The organism is Azonexus sp. (assembly GCF_041909095.1).
Lineage (GTDB): Bacteria > Pseudomonadota > Gammaproteobacteria > Burkholderiales > Rhodocyclaceae > Azonexus.
In genome coordinates this window covers 1-18513 of record NZ_JAYREB010000009.1, presented here as the reverse complement: position 1 = coordinate 18513, position 18513 = coordinate 1, and the positions used below count along the sequence as shown (strand labels likewise).

Annotated in this window: 17 protein-coding genes and 1 rRNA gene; 11 read left to right on the top strand and 7 right to left on the bottom strand. The window is 64.3% G+C overall.

All coding sequences use genetic code 11. From position 1 onward, the window contains the following. Positions 1 to 53: 53 nt before the first annotated feature. The 8 genes from ACE3OV_RS14805 (at position 54) to ACE3OV_RS14770 (ending at position 7506) form a co-directional block, all read left to right on the top strand. Entirely contained in the window at positions 54 to 1109 is a 1056-nt protein-coding gene (locus tag ACE3OV_RS14805; RefSeq protein ID WP_374328359.1) for a quinone-dependent dihydroorotate dehydrogenase, read from the top strand. A gap of 76 nt (positions 1110 to 1185) precedes the next feature. Further along, a complete protein-coding gene (gene rsxA, locus ACE3OV_RS14800; protein ID WP_374328172.1) occupies positions 1186 to 1770 on the top strand; it encodes an electron transport complex subunit RsxA in 585 nt (194 codons plus the stop codon). Positions 1771 to 1775: 5 nt separating this feature from the next. Continuing rightward, positions 1776 to 2348, top strand: coding sequence for an electron transport complex subunit RsxB (gene rsxB / locus ACE3OV_RS14795; RefSeq protein WP_374328358.1), 573 nt, complete (start codon positions 1776 to 1778; stop codon positions 2346 to 2348). After that, the gene (gene rsxC / locus ACE3OV_RS14790) at positions 2348 to 4060 is read left to right on the top strand and encodes an electron transport complex subunit RsxC (RefSeq protein ID WP_374328170.1); all 1713 of its coding nucleotides are present in this window, start codon (positions 2348 to 2350) and stop codon (positions 4058 to 4060) included. The genes rsxB and rsxC overlap by 1 nt, the downstream gene beginning before the upstream one ends. After that, entirely contained in the window at positions 4057 to 5079 is a 1023-nt protein-coding gene (locus ACE3OV_RS14785) for an RnfABCDGE type electron transport complex subunit D (RefSeq protein ID WP_374328169.1), read from the top strand. The genes rsxC and ACE3OV_RS14785 overlap by 4 nt, the downstream gene beginning before the upstream one ends. Next, positions 5076 to 5741, top strand: a complete 666-nt coding sequence (gene rsxG / locus ACE3OV_RS14780) for an electron transport complex subunit RsxG (protein WP_374328167.1) — start codon at positions 5076 to 5078, stop codon at positions 5739 to 5741. Before ACE3OV_RS14785 ends, rsxG begins: the two co-directional genes overlap by 4 nt. Next, the gene (rsxE, locus tag ACE3OV_RS14775) at positions 5738 to 6430 is read left to right on the top strand and encodes an electron transport complex subunit RsxE (protein ID WP_374328166.1); all 693 of its coding nucleotides are present in this window, start codon (positions 5738 to 5740) and stop codon (positions 6428 to 6430) included. The genes rsxG and rsxE overlap by 4 nt, the downstream gene beginning before the upstream one ends. Before the next feature lie 11 nt (positions 6431 to 6441). Continuing rightward, on the top strand, positions 6442 to 7506 hold the full coding sequence (locus tag ACE3OV_RS14770) for an RNA methyltransferase (protein ID WP_374328165.1): 1065 nt from the start codon (positions 6442 to 6444) through the stop codon (positions 7504 to 7506). Here ACE3OV_RS14770 and ACE3OV_RS14765 read toward each other — a convergent pair. Further along, positions 7471 to 10053, bottom strand: coding sequence for an EAL domain-containing protein (locus ACE3OV_RS14765; protein WP_374328163.1), 2583 nt, complete (start codon positions 10051 to 10053; stop codon positions 7471 to 7473). The two genes, ACE3OV_RS14770 and ACE3OV_RS14765, sit on opposite strands and share 36 nt — an antisense overlap. Next, the gene (locus ACE3OV_RS14760) at positions 10050 to 11063 is read right to left on the bottom strand and encodes a cytochrome-c peroxidase (RefSeq protein ID WP_374328162.1); all 1014 of its coding nucleotides are present in this window, start codon (positions 11061 to 11063) and stop codon (positions 10050 to 10052) included. Before ACE3OV_RS14760 ends, ACE3OV_RS14765 begins: the two co-directional genes overlap by 4 nt. A gap of 185 nt (positions 11064 to 11248) precedes the next feature. Here ACE3OV_RS14760 and nth point away from each other — a divergent pair, with 185 nt between their 5' ends. From nth to ACE3OV_RS14745, 3 genes are read left to right on the top strand one after another with little or no spacing between them, the layout of a single operon-like run. After that, positions 11249 to 11881, top strand: coding sequence for an endonuclease III (gene nth / locus ACE3OV_RS14755; RefSeq protein WP_374328160.1), 633 nt, complete (start codon positions 11249 to 11251; stop codon positions 11879 to 11881). Then, positions 11878 to 12909, top strand: a complete 1032-nt coding sequence (locus tag ACE3OV_RS14750) for an FIST C-terminal domain-containing protein (protein WP_374328158.1) — start codon at positions 11878 to 11880, stop codon at positions 12907 to 12909. The genes nth and ACE3OV_RS14750 overlap by 4 nt, the downstream gene beginning before the upstream one ends. Then, a complete protein-coding gene (locus ACE3OV_RS14745; protein ID WP_374328156.1) occupies positions 12890 to 13321 on the top strand; it encodes a DUF1841 family protein in 432 nt (143 codons plus the stop codon). The genes ACE3OV_RS14750 and ACE3OV_RS14745 overlap by 20 nt, the downstream gene beginning before the upstream one ends. 7 nt (positions 13322 to 13328) lie before the next feature. On the opposite strand, the gene ACE3OV_RS14740 is transcribed toward ACE3OV_RS14745, so the two are convergent. From ACE3OV_RS14740 to rrf, 5 genes are all read right to left on the bottom strand, one after another. Beyond that, entirely contained in the window at positions 13329 to 14102 is a 774-nt protein-coding gene (locus tag ACE3OV_RS14740) for an MBL fold metallo-hydrolase (RefSeq protein WP_374328155.1), read from the bottom strand. Positions 14103 to 14207: 105 nt separating this feature from the next. After that, positions 14208 to 16001, bottom strand: coding sequence for a GspE/PulE family protein (locus ACE3OV_RS14735; RefSeq protein WP_374328154.1), 1794 nt, complete (start codon positions 15999 to 16001; stop codon positions 14208 to 14210). 68 nt (positions 16002 to 16069) lie between these two features. Further along, positions 16070 to 16297: a DUF3820 family protein gene (locus ACE3OV_RS14730; RefSeq protein WP_374328151.1), complete on the bottom strand. Its 228-nt coding sequence runs from the start codon at positions 16295 to 16297 to the stop codon at positions 16070 to 16072. Between the two features lie 29 nt (positions 16298 to 16326). Then, positions 16327 to 18249 (bottom strand): molecular chaperone HtpG, encoded by a 1923-nt coding sequence (gene htpG, locus ACE3OV_RS14725; protein WP_374328149.1) that lies wholly within the window; start codon positions 18247 to 18249, stop codon positions 16327 to 16329. Between the two features lie 157 nt (positions 18250 to 18406). After that, positions 18407 to 18513 (bottom strand): 5S ribosomal RNA (gene rrf / locus ACE3OV_RS14720); the annotation flags it as partial.

Sequence of the window (18513 nt, the reverse complement as noted above, 5' to 3'; positions counted from 1 at the left end):
GATAGAGGCGAACGGCTGCGATTTACGCCAGATGCGTTAAAATGCCGGCCACCATGCTCTATCCGCTCATCCGCAAGTTCTTTTTCGCGCTGGACGCCGAAACGGCGCACGGCATCGGCCTCGCCGGCATGTCCTTTCTGGAGTCCGCCGGCCTGCTCGGCCTGCTGGCGAAGCCGGCGCCTGCCTGCCCGGTCGAGGTGATGGGCCTGCGCTTCCCCAACCCGGTAGGCCTCGCCGCCGGACTGGACAAGAACGGCGCCCATATCGATGCGCTGGCCGGGCTCGGTTTCGGCTTCATCGAGATCGGCACGATCACCCCGCGCCCCCAGGACGGCAACCCGAAACCGCGGCTGTTCCGCATTCCGCAGGCGCAGGCCATCGTCAACCGGATGGGCTTCAACAACGCCGGCGTCGACGCGCTGCTCGCCAACGTCCGCTTCGCCAAATTCCCGAAGCATGGCGGCATCCTCGGCATCAACATCGGCAAGAACGCGACGACACCGATCGAGAAGGCGGCTGACGATTACCTGATCTGCCTCGACAAGGTCTATGGCGATGCAAGCTATGTCGCCGTCAACATCTCGTCGCCGAACACCCGCAACCTGCGTGAACTGCAGAAGGACGAGGCGCTCGACGACCTGCTGTCGCGACTGAAGGCACGCCAGCAGGCGCTCGCCGAGCAGCACGGCCGCTATGTGCCGATGGCGCTGAAGATCGCGCCCGACCTCGACGACGCGCAGATCGCGACGATCGCCGACGCGCTGCGCCGGCACCGTTTCGACGGTGTCATCGCGACCAACACCACGCTCTCGCGCGAGGGCGTCGATCACCTGCCGAACGGCAACGAAGGCGGCGGCCTGTCCGGGGCGCCGGTATTCCGCAAATCGACCGACGTACAACACAAGCTCGCGACGGCGCTGGCCGGCGAAGTGCCGATCATCGGCGTCGGCGGCATTCTCAAGGGGGAGGATGCCGCCGAAAAAATCCGTGCCGGAGCGAGCCTGGTCCAGGTGTATAGCGGTTTCATCTATCGTGGACCGGAACTGGTGGCCGAAATGGGCCAAGCCGTCGCCCGCGCACTGGCCGAGAAAAAACCCGTCACGACATGAATATCCCTGTCCGGCGCGCGGTTGTTCGCGCCCCGGCAAACTCCGATAATAGCCGCCTTCGCTCCCTCCCCCTTTCATGAGCCACTACATCTTCCTTCTCGTCGGCGCGGTGCTGGTCAACAACGTCGTGCTCGTCAAGATCCTTGGCCTGTGCCCGTTCATGGGCGTTTCCAAGAAACTGGAAACGGCCTACGGGATGGGCGCTGCGACCACCTTCGTGCTGACCCTGGCGACCGGTTCGAGCTACATCATCGACCATTTCCTGCTCATGCCGTTCGGGCTGGAATACCTGCGCACCCTGTCCTTCATCGTCACCATCGCCGCCATCGTCCAGTTGACCGAAATGGTCATCGCCAAGACCTCGCCGACGCTGCAACAGACGCTGGGCATCTACCTGCCGCTGATCACGACCAACTGCGCGGTGCTCGGCGTGCCGCTGCTCAACGTCGCCAACGGCTACGACTTCGTTGAATCCCTGCTCTTCGGCGCCGGCAGCGCGCTCGGCTTCTCCGGGGTGCTGATCCTCTTCGCCGGCATCCGCGAACGCATCGAGGGCGCCGACGTGCCGACCCACTTCCGCGGCTCGGCCATCGCCCTCGTCACCGCCGGCCTGATGGCGCTGGCCTTCATGGGCTTCGCCGGTCTGGACAAGTACCAATAATGGACATCCTGCTCGCCATCGCCGTCATGGCCCTCGGCGCCCTGCTGCTCGGCGCCGCCCTCGGTTTCGCCTCGATCAAGTTCAAGGTCGAAGGCGACCCGCTGGTCGAAAAGATCGACGCCATCCTGCCGCAGACGCAGTGCGGCCAATGCGGTTTCCCCGGCTGCAAGCCCTACGCCGAAGCCATCGCCAAGGGCGAGGCCGACATCAACCTGTGCCCGCCGGGCGGCATGGAAGGCGTGCAGCGCCTGGCCGACTTGCTCGGCCGCGAAGTCAAGCCGCTGGAGGCCGAAGAGAAGCCGAAGCAGATCGCCCGCATCGATGAGAACACCTGCATCGGCTGCACCCTGTGCATCCAGGCCTGCCCGGTCGATGCCATCGTCGGCGCCGCCAAGCAACTGCACACCATCCTCACCCAGCAATGCACCGGTTGCGAACTCTGTCTGCCGCCCTGCCCGGTTGAATGCATCCACATGGAAGTGGTGCCGGAAACGCTGGAAAACTGGAAATGGAAATACCCGGTGCTCGCCATCCGTCCCGCGCCCCAGGCAGTCACGAGCTCCGAGGAGGCTGCCTGATGCTGAGCAAGCTGTTCCGATTCCACGGCGGCGTCAAGCCGGCCAGTAACAAGGACCTCTCCAACCAGTCGCCGATCGTCGCCGCGCCGCTGCCTTCGCGCTTGATCGTGCCGCTGCATCAGAGCATCGGCGGCACGCCGCGGCCGGTGGTCGAAGTCGGACAACGGGTACGCAAGGGCGAGATGATCGGCGAGGCCGACGGCTGGCTGTCCGCCGCCGTCCACGCGCCGACCTCGGGAACGGTCACCGAAATTGCCATGCACACCCGCCCCCATCCCTCCGGACTGGGTTCGCTATGCGTGCTCATCGAACCGGACGGGCAGGACGAATGGATCGCGCACGGCCCGTCCGACTATGCGGCAATGACGCCGGCCGACATCTGCAATTACCTGCAGCGTTACGGCATCGTCGGACTCGGCGGCGCCGGCTTCCCGACGCACGGCAAGCTGACCGCCAACCCCAAGGTGGCGATGGCGGAACTGATCATCAACGCCGCCGAATGCGAACCCTACATCACCTGCGACGACCGCCTGATGCGCGAGCGTGCCGAGGAAATCGTCCGCGGCACCGCGATCTTCCGCGACATGCTCAAGCCGCAGCAGGTGATCATCGGCGTCGAGGACAACAAGCCGGAAGCGATCGCTGCCCTGCGCGCGGCGGTGACGGCGCTCGCCGAGCCGTTTGACGTCGTCCCGGTGCCGGCGCTCTATCCGGCCGGTGGCGCCAAGCAGTTGATCCGCGTCCTGACCGGCAAGGAAGTCCCCGGCGCCATGCGCTCGACCGCCGACATGGGCGTCCAGGTGTTCAACGTCGGCACTGCCTACGCCGCCTGGCGCGCCATCGGCCACGGCGAACCGCTGATCTCGCGCGTCGTCACGCTGACCGGCAACGTCCGCCAGGCGCACAACGTCGAAGCGCTGATCGGTACGCCGATGGACGAACTGTTGCGCCTGGCCGGCCCCAACCCGGACACCGACGGCATCATCATGGGCGGCCCGATGATGGGCTTCCTGGTCCCCGACGAAACGGCGCCGATCGTCAAGACCAGCAACTGCCTGATCGCCCACTCGGCGCGCCTGTTCCCGCCCAAGGCGCCGGAAATGCCGTGCATCCGTTGCGGCGCCTGCGCCCGCGCCTGCCCGCACGAACTGCAGCCGTTCGAACTGTACTGGCACTCGCGCGCCAAGGATTTCGGCAAGACCCAGCAGTACCACATCTTCGACTGCATCGAATGCGGCTGCTGCTCCTTCGTCTGTCCGTCGCGCATTCCGCTGGTCCAGTACTTCCGCTTCGCGAAGAGCGAGATCTGGGCCCGCGAACGGGAAAAGAAGGCGGCCGACGAAGCCAAACAACGTTTCGAATTCAAGCAGTTCCGCGAAGAACGCGAAAAGGCCGACAAGGCGGAAAAGCTGGCCAAGGCCGCCGCCGCCCAGGCCGCCAAGAAAGCGGCGGAAGCCGCTGCGGCGGCTGGCGGCACGGTCGCCGCCGAAGCGGCGCCGGCCGCTGCCGACGACCCCGCCGCCGCGGCCAAGAAGGCCGCCATCGCCGCCGCGATGGCGCGCGCCAAGGCGCAGCGGGAAGCCGTGCAGGCGAAGAATACCGACGAACTGACCCCGCAACAGGCAGCGGAAATGGCCGCCATCGAAGCCCGCCGCGCCGCCGCCGGCGTTACCGAAGCCCCCGCCGCCAGCACCGACCCCAGGACCGAATGATGTTCGCCCCCGCCCCTTTCCTGCTCAAGGACGCCAGCGTCAGCCAGGTGATGACTCAGGTCTGCCTCGCGCTGGTCCCCGGCATCGCCGTCTATGCCTGGCTGGTCGGCCCGGCGATCCTGGTCCAGCTGGCGATCGCCTCGCTCACCGCCCTGCTCGCCGAAGCCGCCATCCTTCGCCTGCGCGACAAGCCGCTGGCGCTCTTCCTGTCCGACGGTTCGGCGGTCGTCACCGCTTGGCTGATCGCCCTCACCTTCCCGCCGCTGGCGCCGTGGTGGCTGGTCGCCACCGGCACCCTGTTCGCCATCGTCGTCGCCAAGCACCTGTACGGCGGTCTCGGGCAGAACCCGTTCAATCCGGCGATGGTCGCCTTCGCCGTCTGCATCGTCTCCTTCCCGGCACTGATGTCGCAGTGGCCGAGCATCGGCCTCAAGCTGCCGCTGCTCGACCAGCTCAACATCATCTTCGGCTTCGCGCCGCGCGTCGACGCCCTGTCCGGCGCGACCCCGCTCGACGCGATGAAGACGGCACTGAAACTCGGTGAAGGCCAGGTCAACGTTGCCCACCTGCTGGAAAACCAGGACATTTACGGCAACTTCGCCGGCCGCGGCTGGGAATGGGTGACCGGCGCCTACCTGCTCGGCGGCCTCTGGCTGTGGCAGCGCAAGGTCATCACCTGGCACGCGCCGCTCGCCTTCCTCACCGCCATGGTGCTGATCTCGGGCGGCCTCTGGCTGTACCGGCCGGAGAGTTTCGCCAGCCCGCTGTTCCACCTGCTGTCGGGTGGTGCCATGCTCGGCGCCTTCTTCATCATCACCGACCCGGTGTCCGGTTGCACGACGGTGCGCGGCAAGCTGATCTTCGGCTTCGGCGCCGGGCTGCTCGCCTACATCGTCCGCGTCTTCGGCGGCTATCCCGACGGCGTCGCCTTCGCAGCGCTGCTGATGAACCTCTCGGCACCGCTGATCGACCGCCTGACCCAACCGCGCATCTTCGGCATGAAGGAGGGGCGGCCATGACCAGCACGCCGCGCGAATTCACCGCCTCCGGCATGGCGCTGCGCACCGCCGCCATCCTCTTCCTCTTCGTCATCGTGTTCACCGGCCTGCTCTCCGCCGCCTACCAGTGGACCAAACCGTCGATCGAAGCCTCGGCGCTGGCCGAGAAGATGAAGCTGCTCAACGAGGTGCTGCCGGCTGCCGATTACGACAACCAGTTACTCGAGGATAGCCTGCTCTTGCCACCCATCCCGGAACTGGGCTTGAAGGAAGCCAGCACGCTGTACCGGGCGCGCAAGGCGGGTCAGCCCGCCGCACTGATTTTCGAAGCCGCGGCACCGGACGGCTATGCCGGCCGCATCCGCCTGCTGATCGCGGTTCGCGCCGACGGCCGGGTGGCCGGGGTGCGCGTCACCCAGCACAAGGAAACGCCGGGCCTGGGCGATTACATCGACCCGCGCAAGGACAAGAACAAGGCGGCGCCCTGGATTGACCAGTTCGTCGGTCTTTCGCTCGCCAGCGCTGGCGACAAGGCCTGGAGCGTGCGCAAGGACGGCGGCCGTCTCGACTACCATGCCGGCGCCACGGTCAGCCCGCGTGCTGTCGCCAAGGCGGTGCAGCGCGCCGTGCGCTGGGTGGACGGCGAACGCGACCGGCTGTTTTCGGAGGGGAAGCAACCATGACGCGCGACCAGTTCTCGAAAATCGCTTACAACGGCCTGTGGAAACAAAACACCGCACTCGCCCAGCTACTCGGCCTCTGCCCGCTGCTGGCGGTCAGTACCAACATCGTCAATGGGGTGATGCTGGCGTTGGCGACGATCCTGGTGATGGCCATGTCGAATCTGGCGATCGCCGCGCTGCGCAACCTGATTCCGCATGAGATCCGCATCCCGGTCTTCATCCTCATCGTCGCCGCGCTGGTCACTGTCGTCGACCTGCTGTTCAACGCCCAGTTGCACGAACTCTACGTGGTGCTCGGCATCTTCATTCCGCTGATCGTCACCAACTGCATCGTGCTCGCCCGCGTCGAGGCCTTCGCCGCCAAGAATCCACCGCTCGATTCGACGATCGACGGCATCTTCATGGGGTTTGGCCTGCTCTGGGTACTCGCCCTGCTCGGCGGCCTGCGCGAGCTGCTCGGCAACGGCATGCTGTTCGGCGGCATCGACATGGTCTTCCCGGCGCTGAGCCCGATCCGCATCCTGCCCGAGACTTATCCCGGCTTCCTGCTCGGTCTGCTGCCGCCCGGCGCCTTCATCCTGCTCGGCTGCCTGATCGCCTGGAAGAACTGGATGGACGCCCGCGCCGCCGAACGCGCCCGGCGCAAACCGGCGCTCGCCAGCGAAGCGACCGCCGAAGCCGGCGCCTGACAGCCCGCGCAGTGCACCTGGACGATTTCCGCGCGCGCTTGCGCGCGCTGGGCGCCAAACCGGCTCACGAAGCCCGCCTGCTGCGCGCCTGGCTGCAGGGCATGGCGCTGGACGCCGGCAGCCGCCGCCAGGCGGCGGAAAATTACCTGCCGCTGGCATTGCGCCAGGCCCTGCCCGAACTAGGCGAACAGTTGGCCGGGCTCGCCCGCGTCGTTTCCGAACATCCGGCCAGCGACGGCAGCCGCCTGCTGGTTGAACTGAGCGACGGTCAGACCGTCGAAAGTGTGCTGCTGCCGCGCGACGGCGTCTGCATCTCGACCCAGATCGGCTGCGCTGTCGGTTGCACCTTCTGCATGACCGGCCGCAGCGGCCTGCTGCGCCAGGTGAGCAGCGCCGAGATGCTGGCCCAGGTGGTCCTCGCCCGCCACCGCCAGACCTTGCGCCGCGTCGTCTTCATGGGCATGGGCGAACCGGCGCACAACCTCGACAACGTGCTCGAGGCGATCGACCTGCTCGGTACCGCCGGCGGCTTCGGGCACAAGAACCTGGTCTTTTCGACGGTCGGCGATCCGCGCGTCTTCGAACGCCTGCCGCAACAAAAGGTACGCCCGGCGCTGGCCTTGTCGCTGCACACCAGCGACGCCGCGCTGCGTGCCCGCCTGCTGCCGCGGGCGCCGCAGATGGCACCGGAACTGCTGGTGGCGCTGGCCGAGGACTACGCCCGCCTGACCGGCTACCCGATCCAGTTTCAATGGACGCTGCTCGCCGGGGTCAACGACAGCCTTGCCGAAATGGACGGCGTGATCCGCCTGCTGCGCGGCAAGTACGCGCTGATCAACCTGATCCCGTACAACACGACGGCCGCCCTCGACTTCCAGCGACCTTCCATCGAACGCGTCACCGAACTGGCGCATTACCTGCACGCCCACGGCATCCGCACGACGGTCCGCCAGTCGGCCGGCCAGGAAGTCGATGGTGGTTGCGGCCAGTTGCGCGCCCGCCAACTGGACGGTTCGCTGGCCCTCAGTCGCCGTGCCAGCTCAGGCGGCGCTGCCAAGCTGGCGGTTGGCCAGTAGCTTGCCGAATTCCTCGACGGCCTGTGGCCGGCCGTAGAGATAGCCCTGAAAATGGTCGCAGCCATGCGCCACCAGATAGTTCGCCTGCACTTCGTTCTCGACGCCTTCGGCGATCACCACCAGATCAAGTTCGTGCGCCATGGCGATGATGGCTGAGGCGAGGCGGACCGGCTCGCCGTTTTCGTCGATCTGGCTGACGAAACTGCGGTCGATCTTCAGCGCATGCAGGGGAAACTGGCGCAGGTAGCTGAGCGAGGAATAGCCGGTGCCGAAATCGTCGAGGGCGACCTGGACGTGCATCCGGCGCAGGGTTTCAAGCACCAGCGCAGCGCGCGCCGAATTGCGCATGAGCAGGGACTCGGTCAGTTCAAGCTCGATCAGCTGCGGCGGCAGGCCATAATCGGCGAGGACGTGCGCCAGCATGTTGGGCAGATCCTGCTGCGCGAACTGCAGCGCGGAAATGTTGACTGCCACCGGCACCACCAGCAGGCCGGCGTCGAGCCAGGCACGCTGCTGGGCGCAGACATTGCGGATCGCCCACTCGCCGATCGCGTTGATCAGGCCGTTTTCCTCGGCCAGACGGATGAACTGCTCCGGTGGCACCAGGCCGCGCTCGTGGTGCTGCCAGCGAATCAGTGCTTCGGCGCCGACGATCTCGCCGCTGCCGGCATCGACCTTGGGCTGGTAGTACATCAGCAGTTCCTGGCGATCGAGGGCGCCGAACAGGTCGTTCTCGAGCAGCAGGTCGCCCAGCGTCGCGGTACTGATTTCTGCCGAGAAGAAGCAGAAGGTGTTGCGCCCTTCCTCCTTGGCCCGGTACATCGCCGCATCGGCCTTGCGCAGCAGTTCGGAGACGGTCTCGCCGTCTTCCGGGTAAAGGGCGATGCCAGCGCTGCCGCTTACCGTCAGTTCGTGCCCGGCCAGCAGGTAGGGCTGGCAGAAGGCGCTGAGGAGCTTGCTGCAAACATGCGCTGCGTCCTGACCATTGTCCAGTTCGGGCAGGACAACGACGAACTCGTCGCCCCCCTGCCGGCACAGCGTGTCGGTTTCGCGCAGGACGTGCAACCCGCGCTGCGCCGCCTGGATCAGCAGCTCGTCGCCGACCGCGTGACCTAGCGTGTCGTTGATGTTCTTGAAGCGGTCGAGGTCGATGAAGATGATCCCCATCTGCCGGTGCATGCGCTTCGACTTGAGCATTCCCTGCTCGATCCGGTCTTCCAGCAGCAGCCGGTTGGGCAGGCCGGTCAGCGCGTCGTGGTGCGCCAGATGGTGAATCCGCGCTTCGCTCTGCTTGCGTTCCGAAATGTCGGTGAAAACGCCGATGAAATGCCCGGACTCGCCCGGCTCGTCGGGCACCGCCGCGATCGACAACCACTCCGGGTAGATCCCGCCATCCTTGCGCCGGTTCCAGATTTCGCCCTGCCACTGGCCGATCTGGAGCAGCGACTGCCACATGTTGCGATAGAAATCCTCGCCCTGGCGCCCGGAATTGAGCAGCGCCGGCGTCTTGCCGATCACGTCTTCAGGCGCATAACCGGTGATCGCACAGAAGGCCGGGTTGACGGCGACAATGCGTGAACTGGCGTCGGTGATCAGCATGCCTTCGGTGGCGTGCGTAAATACCGTGCCATACAGCCGCAGCTCGCCCTCGGCGCGGCGCTGAGCTTCGTAACGTGTCGCCAGGTCGGCGTGAGCAAGGCGCAGGGCCCGGCGGTCGCGCTCGATACGGAACACTGCATACAGCGCATAGCCGAGCAGCATCATGGCAATCGCATAGAGCAGGGTGCGGTGATAGGAGGCGGCAGCCATCGCCGTCCGATAGGCTTCCTGATAGCTGCGCATCAGCTTGTCGTGCAATTCGGCAGTCGGTGCCTTGACGATATGATCGACCAGCGTCGCCACCACCGGGCTTTGCTCGAGCAGGATTTCGGCATGCACAAGAATTCCCTGCAGCGCCGGCGGCCCGCCCGCCGTGCGCAAGTCCTGCAACTCGCGGCGCAACTGGGCCAGTTCCGACTCGTCGGGGTTGCGTGTCATGCTGATACCGACCAGATGCCGGACAAAATTGCCAAAAGCCTTGGCATTCGGCCATTCCTCGGCGGCCAGCAGGGCGTCGGCAGCGCGCGGCAGATAGAGCTTGGAGTTGCGCAGCACCGCATTGGCCCGCTGGAAGCGATCAATATCGAGCGCTTTCGCCTCTTCAGCCCGGATCAGTGCCTGCAAGGCATTTTCGATCGGCTGCCGCTGCGCCTCGGACAACCAGGGCGGCAGGGATTTCAGGTGCTGACCGGCCTCGCGCAGACGCGCCAGATAAAAGGCCATCCCGTCGTAGTTCTGCACCAGTCCGGCATGACTGGCCACCACCTTGGAAGCGACTTGTTCGTCGTAACGCTGAAACTGGCGCAAGGTGCGCGTGTAGTTATCGTGCGCCTTCGAGGAGATTTCGTCGGCCTTGAAGAAAAGCCAGGTCAGCAGAGCGGTGAGGATGCCCAGCAGCATCACCTTCCAGACCCGATGCGCCCGTAATTCGGCGAAACTCAGGCTCATCGGGCGAGCCCCGCAACCGGCTGTTTGCCGGTCAGACTCTCGAGAAAGGCAACGATCGCCGTCACATCTTCTTCGGAAAGCTCTCGTCCGAGCTGGTAACGGCCCATGATCGCCACCGCCGCCGCCAGCGAGTCGGTGGCGCCATCATGAAAATAGGGGGCAGTCAGCGCAACATTGCGCAGACCGGGGACCTTGAAGACATGTTTGTCCTCCTCACGCCCGGTGACGTTGTAGCGTCCAAGATCCGCCTTCGTCACGGCACGGCCGGCGAAGTAATCGCCGAGGACGCCGAATTTCTGGTACATGTTGCCGCCCAGCAACACCCCCTGATGGCAGCTGATGCAGCCGTAATCCCGAAACCTCTGGTAACCGTCGATTGCCTGCGGACTCATGGCCTGCCGCTCACCGGCCAGATAACGGTCGAAAGGCGAGTCAGGGGTGAGCAGGGTGCGTTCGAAACTGGCAATCGCGTCGGCGACGCTGGCGGCACTGAGGCCCTCCGGATAGGCCAGCGCAAAGTCGCGGCGCATCGCCGGGTCGGCATTCAGGCGTTCGAGAACGATAGACCAGGAAGAGCCCATTTCCAGCGGATTGTGCAGCGGCCCGGCGGCCTGCTCTTCGAGGGTGGCCGCCCGCCCGTCCCAGAACTGGGCAAAGGCAAGGGCGGCATTGAACACCGTCGGCGCATTGATCGGCCCACGGGCGCCGCCGATGCCGACCGAAACCGGCATGCCATCCGCGCCACCGCGGTCGAAACGGTGACAGGCGGCGCAGGACACCGTCTGATCGGCAGAAAGACGCGGATCGAAAAACAGGCGCTCGCCCAGCGAAACACGCAACGGCACCTGCGGCGCTGCGGCTGGCAAGGGTAGCAACGCCTGCATCGTTTCATCGTTGAGCAGCGTTACATCCTCGTCGAGCAGGCTGTCGATGGCACGCCCGGTCATGGAGTCCCAGGCAACTCCGACGACGATCATCAGCAGGACCAGAATGGCCAGCAGCCTCTTCACGCACGCCTCGGCGAATCAACGCAAACGTCATCAATCAGCATGATTCATCGTCCGCCATGCCAGTGGCAGATGCGCCAACCGTGCAACAGTTCAACTTCGTTCGCGTTATTCTTCATCAGTTAAAATACCTTTCCTGCCAATATCGCGCATTCCCAAGCGACTGACAATCCCCGAGCTTTGCCAACGTGAAGAAATCCGTCGTCGAACAGTTCTATCAGCGCCTGCGCGAAAGCAATCCGGCACCGACCACCGAGCTGCATTACGCCTCCCCGTTCCAGCTCCTGATCGCCGTCATCCTTTCTGCTCAGGCGACCGATGTCGGCGTGAACAAGGCCACCGCCCGCCTCTTTCCGGTTGCCCCCGACGCCGCTGCCATGCTCGCCCTCGGCGAGGATGGCCTGCGCGACTACATCAAGACCATAGGGCTCTACCGGACCAAGGCGAAAAACGTCATTGCCACCTGCCGCATCCTGCTCGAACAACACGCCGGCACGGTTCCCGCCGACCGCGCGGCACTCGAGGCGCTGCCCGGCGTCGGCCGCAAGACCGCCAATGTCGTCCTCAACACCGCTTTCGGTCAAGCGACGATCGCCGTTGACACGCATATTTTCCGCCTCGGCAACCGGACCGGTCTGGCTCCCGGCAAGACCGTCGTCGAAGTGGAAAACCGGCTGCTGCGGGTCACTCCCCGGGAATTCCTCAAGGATGCGCATCACTGGCTGATCCTGCATGGCCGTTACGTCTGCAAGGCGCGGCAGCCGGCCTGCGCCGGATGCTGTGTCTACGATCTTTGCGAGTTCGAGGACAAAACGGCGTGATTGTCGCCAGCGGTCAGGCAAAGGCCTTTGTCGCGGCGCCCGAACTGGCCGCCGAGGCGATAGCGCAGGCACTGGCTAGGGCGGGCCTGCAGCGCGCCGAGTTCGTCCTCTTGCTGCTGACTCACGACTTCTCCCGCCTGCTGCCGGAAACCCTGCGCTGTGCGGCCAGCGCTGCTGCCTGTCTGCAGATCAGCGGCTGCACGGCGAGCGGCCTGTTCACGGAAGAAGGCTGGCAGATCGACCAGCCGGCTGCTGCCGCGCTGGTGTTTTCGGGCCTGTCGAAACCGCCGACCACGACCCGCGAGCCGCTGCTGTCGCTGAGCAACCAGGGCTGGCTGGCCATGGACTGGCAGTACGGCCGACGCCGTGTCGGCCTCATCGAAAGCCAGGGGGAGGCCTGGAACAACGCCCGCCCCTGTACCGATACCCGATGCACCGTGGCGCTGCCCGATCTGCCGGCAATCCCCCTGCTCGCCCGAGGATTGCTGCCGCTGGGCGAAACCCTGACGGTCAGCGCAGCCAGCGGACATGAATTGCGCGAAATCGACGGGCGAGCGGCAAGCGATAGCCTGCGCCAGGCGCTATCCGAAGAATGGCAGGCGCCAGCACTGTTACACCGCCTGCAGCTGCTGACCGCCGACGACGCACCAGCCACCGGCATCCTGGCCTGCAACGCGGATGGCTCGCTGACCACGGCCGCGCCGATCGCCACCGGCGCCACGGTGCGCTGGGCGATCCGCCAGGCACCAGCTGCCGGCCAGGAAATCCGCAAACAGCTGCGCGAGGCGCGCACCGCCGCCAGGAATCCGGCTTTCGGGCTGATGTTTTCCTGTCTCGGCCGCGGCCCGCTGTTCTATGGCAACGATGACCTCGATCGGCGTGCCTTCACCGAGAACTTTCCCGGCCTACCCCTGCTCGGCGCCTACGGCACCGGGCAGATCTTCCCGCTGGCCGACGGTAACCGTCTGTTCAGCAATGCTGTCCTGACCCTGCTCTACGAGAACGATGATGTTCAATCCCAGCCGTGATCAGGTGCGCCAGTTTTTCTGTGCCGCCTGGAAAAAACACCTTGAGCGCCTGCCGGTGGTCGGCGCCGAAATCGCCGCAGCCGATATCGCCGCCCGGCATCCGGAATACCACGCCCTCCTCGCTGCGCCGGAAACAGCGCTGACGCAGGACTGGACCCCCGACGGCGGACAGATGAACCCCTTCCTCCACCTCTCGCTGCACCTGGCAATTCATGAGCAGTTGAGCATCGACCAGCCAGCCGGCATCAGGGCGGCGTTCGACCAGTTGCGCTCCAGAATGGACGCACACGACGCCGAGCATGTGTTGCTGGAATGCCTGGGAGAAACCCTCTGGCGCGCCCAGCGCCAGGGAACGGCGATGGACGCGCAGGCCTACATCGAGGCCATCCGGCTAAGGGCCGGCCAGCGCTGAGGGGGAATCAGCGGGGAATCTGGTAGTTGCCCTGAGTCATCAGGTCAACGCCGCACTCCAGGCTTTCGACCCAGCTGATGAAATCCTCGACGGCGCGCCGACCGACGAAGCGTGAGCCGTGCTGCGGGACAATCTGGTCGATCTCCAGTTGGCGCACCATGTTGGCCCAGAAACGGCACACCTTGCGCGAAACGATATAGCGCTTGTGGAAGCCTTCCATGTAGCGCACGTGACCGTGAAAATCGGTCACTGCCTCGGCAGCCAGCTCGCGCGGCACCAGCGAGGCACCGAGATCACCGGTAAACAGGATCCTGGCCACCGGATCGTAAAACTGGAAGTTGCCTTCGGCATGCATGAAATGCGCCGGCAAGGCCAGAACGTTGCACTGACCGAGGCGGATCACCGAGCCCTGGTCGGGAATGCCGATGATGCGATGGGAAACATCCTTGCCGGTGGTGAAATGCGGTACGAACCGCGTCCACAACGCGGAAATCATCACCTTGCAGTGTGAGGCGACGAACCACTTGTTGACCGAGGCGATAATGTCCGGATCAGGGTGGGAGGCCAGGATGTAATCCAGATCCTTGGACGAGAAATACTTCTGCATGTCCATCAGGAGGCCGGAGTAAGTCATGTTGCCACCGGGATCGATCAGGGCGCCGTGACCGTTGTCCACGATCAGGAACTGGTTGCACTGCACCGCGCCCCCCGGGGAATCGTCCACCAGGTCGTAAAACGCGTGAACGATGTGCTTGCCGTCATTAAACAATTCAACTGCCATATCACCCCCAATTCCGAATGGCCAATTATCCTCCGGCCATCGGCTTCTGCCTAGCCCAAGCGATGCTGGCTGATTTGCCGGATCGCCGGAAATTGAGCCACAACCTCAAACCTCTTCGGCAGGCGGTACCTGCTTGATCAGTTCTTCCATCGTCGTCTGGCCCTGGGCGACCTTCAAGGCGCCGGAAATGCGCAGGGGGCGCATGCCCTCGCGGAAGGACTGGTCGCGCAGCCGGGGAATTTCCAGGTTGGGCCGGATCAGGCGCCGGACTTCCGGCGAGTTGAGCAGGATTTCGTAAACACCGACGCGCCCGCTGTAGCCGGTCATCCGGCATTCCAGACAGCCGACGGCGTGGAACAGATGGGTCGGCTCGGCCGCCTTCCACGGCTGCACCAGCGAGCGCCAGGCGGCGCGTTCTTCCTCGTTGATCGGCAGGCTCTTCTTGCAGTGCGGACAGAGGGTGCGCACCAGGCGCTGCGCCATGACGCCAAGCAGCGTCGAATTGATCAGGTAGGCCGGCACGCCGAGATCGAGCAGGCGCGTGATCGCCGCTGGCGCATCGTTGGTGTGCAGCGTGGATAGCACCAGATGGCCGGTCAATGCCGCCTGGATCGCCATTTCGGCGGTCGCCAGGTCGCGGATTTCGCCGATCATGATGATGTCCGGGTCCTGCCGCATCAGGGCGCGCACGCCATCGGCGAAATCAAGGCCGATCGCCGGATGCACCTGCATCTGGTTGAAGGCGAGTTCGACCATTTCGATCGGGTCCTCGATCGTGCACACGTTCACTTCCGGCGTCGCCAGATGCTTCAGGGTCGTATAGAGGGTCGTCGTCTTGCCCGAGCCGGTCGGCCCGGTAACCAGGACGATGCCGTTGGGCAAGGCCGTCATCTGCTGCCAGCGCGCCTGGTCGTCCTGCGAGAAACCGAGCGAGCGGAAATCGCGGACCAGCACTTCCGGATCGAAGATGCGCATCACCAGTTTTTCGCCGAAGGCGGTCGGCAAGGTCGACAGGCGCAATTCCACTTCCTGGCCGCCCGGCGTCCGGGTCTTGATCCGCCCGTCCTGCGGCCGCCGCTTCTCGATCACGTCCATGCGCCCGAGCAGCTTGATCCGGCTGGTCATCGCGTTCATCACCGTCATCGGTATCTGGTAGACCTGATGCAGCACGCCGTCGATACGGAAGCGGACGATGCCGAGATCGCGCCGCGGTTCGATGTGGATGTCGGAGGCCCGCTGGTCGAATGCGTACTGCCACAGCCAGTCGACAATATGGACGATGTGTTGGTCGTTGGCGTCGTATTGCCGGTTGCCCTTGCCGAGCTCGACCAGTTGTTCGAAACTCGACAGACCGCTGGTCACCTCGCCCTTGGCGGAAGCCTTCTTGACCGAGCGGGCGAGGTTGAAGAATTCGATCAGGTAACGGCCGATATCCTCGGGATTGGCCATCACCCGGCGGATTTCCTTGCGCAGGATCTGGCGCAGTTCGCCTTCCCACTCGCGCAGGAAGGGCTCGGCGGTAGCGACCACGACTTCGCGCGTCGTCACCTGCACCGGCAGGATGCCGAAACGGCCGGCGTAGGCGCTGGACATCACTTCGCCAATGCCGGTGAAGTCGATCTTCAGCGGGTCGATATGGAAATAATCGAGGCCGCAACGCGCTGCCAGCCATTCGGTCAGCACGTCGAGCGTCAGGAGTTTGGCTGGTGCCGACGGGGTGCGCCACTTCTGGTCGGCGATGACGATCAGCGGATGGACCTTGTTGCCGTGCAGCTTGCGCTCGGTCTTCAGCGCCTCCGCCGCGTCGGTCTCGACCAGGCCATCGGCAATGGCCATTTCGAGCACCTCCGCCAGGGAAAGGCGATGCTCATGTACTGCGCTGTCTTGCGTCGAATCCATTCTTGGGCCTGCCCGAGCCAGAAAAACAGCTTGCGACTATAGCCCAAAAACATGCCCCGGTTCTGCTTTTAAACCCCTTTTACGCCCTTCTGCCGCAAGGGTGCGAGCAAGCCAGCGAGACCGTTGTGATCGAGTTCGTGCATGAGCGCGAGCAGGCGCCCGAGTTCGCCCTCAGGGAAACCTTCGCGGGCGAACCAGGCGAGGTAATGCCCGGGCAGATCGGCCAATAGACGCCCCTTGTATTTGCCGTAGGGCATCGTCCACCGGACCAGCAGTTCGAGATCTTTGGCCTGCATGAAAGAAACGGGGCCGTAGCCCCGTTTGCTCACTTGGCGGAAAGCGCCAGCATCAGGTCGTTGATGCGCTTGACGAAACCGGCCGGATCGTCGAGCTGGCCGCCTTCGGCCAGTTGCGCCTGCTCGAACAGCAGGGCCGCCCAATCGTCGAAACGGCTTTCCTCGTACTTCAGCCGGAGAACCGCTGGATGCTGCGGGTTGATTTCGAGGATCGGCTTCGCGGCGGGGATCGGCTGACCGGCCGCCTTCAGCATGCGGGCGAGATTGCCCGAGGGATCGTGTTCGTCGGCAACCAGGCAGGACGGCGAATCGGTCAGGCGATGCGTGATGCGGACTTCCTTGACGCGCTCGCCGAGCGCGCCCTTGACCTTGTCGAGCAGTTCCTTGAACTCGTCGGCCGCCTTTTCGGCTTCCTTCTTCTCGGCTTCATCTTCCAGTTGGCCGAGATCGAGACCGCCCTTCGCCACCGACTGCAGGGACTTGCCCTCGAACTCGGTGAGGTGACCGACCACCCATTCGTCGACGCGGTCAGAGAGCAGCAGGACTTCGATACCCTTCTTGCGGAAGATTTCCAGATGCGGGCTGTTCTTCGCCGCGTTGAAGCTGTCGGCGGTGACGTAGTAGATCTTTTCCTGGCCTTCCTTCATCCGGCCGATGTAATCGGCCAGCGAGACCACCTGCTTGTCGCCGTCGCCATGGGTCGAGGCGAAGCGCAGCAGGCCGGCGATCTTGTCCTTGTTCGCGAAGTCCTCGCCAATCCCTTCCTTGAGCACGGCACCAAAGGCTTCCCAGAACTTGGCGTACTTCTCCTTTTCCGCGGCATCGTCGCTACCGGCCATGCCTTCGAGCATGGCCAGCACCTTGCGCGTGCAACCGGAGCGGATGTTGTCGATGTCCTTCGATTCCTGCAGGATTTCGCGCGAGACGTTGAGCGGCAGGTCGGCGGAATCGACGACGCCGCGCACGAAACGCAGGTAGAGCGGCATCAGCTTTTCGGCGTCGTCCATGATGAAGACGCGCCGGACGTAGAGCTTGATGCCATGGCGGGCGTTGCGATCCCACAGATCGAACGGTGCCCGCGCCGGGATGTAGAGCAGTTGCGTGTATTCCTGCTTGCCCTCGACCTTGGCGTGCGTCCAGCACAGCGGATCCTCGAAATCGTGCGCGACATGCTTGTAGAACTCGGTGTACTGCTCGTCGCTGATCTCGGATTTGCTACGCGCCCACAAGGCGTTGGCCTGATTGACCGTCTCATCTTCGTCACTGACGACCTGCTCGCCCTTCTCCTGGTCCCACTCCTCCTTCTTCATCAAGATAGGCAGGATGATGTGATCGGAGTACTTGCGGATGATCGACTTGAGTTTCCAGCTATTCAGGAAATCGTCCTCGCCGTCGCGCAGATGCAGGATGACGTCGGTACCGCGGCTGGCCTTGTCGACCATCTCGACGGTGTAGTCGCCCTCGCCGGCTGATTCCCAGCGCACCGCCTGAGCGGCATCCAGACCGGCACGCCGGGAGATTACTGTCACCTTGTCGGCGACGATGAAGGAAGAATAGAAACCGACACCGAACTGGCCGATCAGATGCGCATCCTTCGCCTGATCGCCGGTCAGCGCGGAGAAGAACTCCTTGGTCCCCGACTTGGCGATGGTGCCGAGGTGGGCGATCGCTTCCTCGCGGCTCAGGCCGATGCCGTTATCGGAAATGGTGATCGTGCGCGCCGCCTTATCGAAGGCGATGCGGATCTTCAATTCGCTGTCGTCGCCATAGAGCGCGGCGTTGTTCAACGCCTCGAAGCGCAACTTGTCGCAGGCGTCGGAAGCGTTGGAAACCAGTTCGCGCAGGAAGATTTCCTTGTTGCTGTACAAGGAATGGATCATCAGGTGCAGCAGTTGCTTGACTTCCGTCTGGAAGCCGAGGGTTTCGCGGCTGGCGGTTGCTGATTCGGACATGCGTCAAACTCCCAATCGAGGTATCAAAAAGTACTCAGAAGTTGGGGATAAGCTAGCGGATTTCAAGCCGTCTAGCGCAAATTTTCTTTGATTTCTTCGGTCGTAGACGGCAAAAGGCCCCGCCTAGAGGACTAGGGGGGGCCTTTTGGGATGGGGAGCCTGGCGGTGACCTACTTTCGCGAGCGAGAAGCTCACTATCATCGGCGCGTTTCTGTTTCACGGTCCTGTTCGGGAAGGGAAGGGGTGGGTCCAGAAGGCTATTGC